Below are 1,483 nucleotides of genomic sequence, written 5' to 3'. Positions count from 1 at the left end.
ACTCTTCGGTCGCAGTCTTAATCTCTATTTCAGAGCCCCCTACCGGATTCGAACCGGTGACCCCCTGTTTACAAGACAGGTGCTCTGGCCAGCTGAGCTAAGGAGGCAACGACATCCTAGTATACCGGATATTACTCTTATACGCATATCTGGTAGGAGCTTGGGGTCTTGCTTCTAGCCTTCTAAGCCTCAGCGAGTAACTTGGGTTGAGGATGCCGTCAGGATGGGGCTAAGTTTGCCCGCTATTCGCTGATCTTCTTATCGGTGATTTTCTGGTTGATCCACTGGGAGAAGTCAGCGCTGGTAGCGTTGTAGAGGTCTCCGTCTGCGAAGATCGTGGGGGTTCCGCTAATACCGTTGCTTGCAGATTCTAGGGTGACAGTGTTGATGAAAGGGCGCCAGGTGTTGTTGGCGACATCGTCCTTAACATCTGCCCCGTACTTGGAGGCAATATCAACCAGTTCTTCGTTGGAGAGGCCACCTGTGCCCTGGTGGGAGAAGATTTCGCGTTGGAAGTCTAGGTACTTGTCGGCCGAAACCTGGTTAGCTACCGAGTAGGCTGCGTTGTTGGCTCGTGAGGAGTAGTAGGTGGGGCTGTGGGCATCCAAGAAGGTCAGGTTACGGATTTCTAGGGTAATCTTGCCGCTATCTACTAGCTGCTGAATTTCGTCACCGTGGGTGCTCTCAAAGTCTGCACAGTGGACGCAGTCAAAGTCCTGGAAAATGGTTAGTCGGACGGGTTGCCCATTGTCTTTTGCTTGATCTGGCAGGGCCACACCCAGGGGCATAGCTGTCTCTTTACCATCAATACTGGTGTAAGTCGCCTCCGACTTGCCGAGGTCCTGACTGTCCCGACTTTCCTCAGCGCTTGCACCTTGGACGATTCCGTCTTTGGTAAGCACAATGCCACCGTACTGGTTTGCAGAGGTGGGGACAGGCCCTGCTTCAGGAATTTTGTTACGGTTGCCGTTGATTACAACAACTGCAACGATAGCGATGATAAGGGCAATAACACCGAGTACGGTGAACTGGATCCAGCGAGTGGATGACTTAGCAGATTTCTTAGCCTGTTGGGCTGCCAGCTGGCGGGCCTTCTCACGGGCATCTGCTGCAGAGCTTGTCTTGGACACAGCTATGCTCGCTTTCTGTATAGGTTTCTGATGTTTTAAGCCTACCTTGCTTTGGAGCCGATAGTCCCCTAACTTCCGCCCTAGGCTACTTTCCTATGAAAATATTGGGTTAGTATCAGCCGGTTGTGAGCTGGAAGGTTTAGCTAGTTGTTCGGACAGCTGAGAACAGCCGTCCTTCTTAGAGCCAGGTCTACCAAGGTCAGGGCGGTGACAGCCTGTGGAAGGCCATTGCGTGTGGTTCTTGCCAGCCTGAGCTTCTGAGCGGCACTCGGCATGGTAGGGCAAGCCTTCAATAAGCTCACAGCATATAACTCTTTAAAGCAAAAAAGGGGGGTGAGGTCACAAAACCCCAC

The 1,483-nt window shown here is 52.3% G+C and carries 1 protein-coding gene and 1 tRNA gene; both read right to left on the bottom strand.

What is annotated here, in order from left to right; translation table 11 throughout:
- Positions 1-33 precede the first annotated feature (33 nt).
- Positions 34-107, bottom strand: a tRNA-Thr gene (locus tag ACN08V_RS10380).
- Positions 108-242: 135 nt separating this feature from the next.
- The gene (locus tag ACN08V_RS10375; RefSeq protein ID WP_419105492.1) at positions 243-1,130 is read right to left on the bottom strand and encodes a DsbA family protein; all 888 of its coding nucleotides are present in this window, start codon (positions 1,128-1,130) and stop codon (positions 243-245) included.
- Positions 1,131-1,483: the final 353 nt, after the last annotated feature.

Origin of the sequence: Rothia sp. P5766 (assembly GCF_048513555.1) — a bacterium.
Lineage (GTDB): Bacteria > Actinomycetota > Actinomycetes > Actinomycetales > Micrococcaceae > Rothia.
The sequence above is the reverse complement of the archived record's forward strand: the minus strand, read 5'-3'. Positions and strand labels throughout refer to the sequence as shown.